Genomic DNA, 658 nt, shown 5'->3' on the forward strand with positions numbered 1-658 from the left:
GATCATAACTACAGCTGCTGGAGCTATTACAGCTATTATCTTATTAAACGGCAAAGCAGAAGCATATAGCTCAACTTATACAGTTAAACCAAAAGATAACTTATATAATCTTTCTAAAAAGTATCAAGTGAGTGTAGAGCAGTTAATGGAAGTAAATGGTCTAGTAACAGAAAAAATTACTGTAGGCCAACACCTTCTTTTACCTAATCAACACACAGAAGAAGCCTTTGTTTCATATAAAGTCCAAAAAGGGGATACGATATACTCTCTTGCTAAACAGTATGAAATATCTATAAATGATTTGAAAAAGAAAAATAATATGAGTTCTGACAAAATAATTGTTGGAGAAAAACTCTTATTGCCACTAGAAGCTAAAAGCGATGTAGAAAGTATCTATACGGCTGTACCTGGAGATACGTTATGGGGAATAGCTAAACGCTTTGGGGTGACAGCTAAAGAACTTGCTGGTGCAAATGGGCTTAGTAAGGAAATGGTTCTAATTGGACAGAAACTGAATATTCCTGGGTCTGTTCAATCTGCTAAAGTGGAAGTGGTTGGAGCTGCTGATAGTTTTACAGTAGAATTTACTGAACAAGGAAAACCTCTTGTTTTACAAGTGCCCTATGGAACAGCTTCAGATTATCAGAAGAAATCTGGT

General features: G+C 35.6%; 1 protein-coding gene. It reads left to right on the top strand.

The genetic code is table 11. The features are described from left to right. The coding region (locus V7164_RS25565) for a LysM peptidoglycan-binding domain-containing protein (RefSeq protein ID WP_335355645.1) at nt 1-658 on the top strand (658 nt) is incomplete at both ends.

Origin of the sequence: Bacillus sp. JJ1474 (assembly GCF_036965225.1) — a bacterium.
GTDB lineage: Bacteria > Bacillota > Bacilli > Bacillales > Cytobacillaceae > Cytobacillus.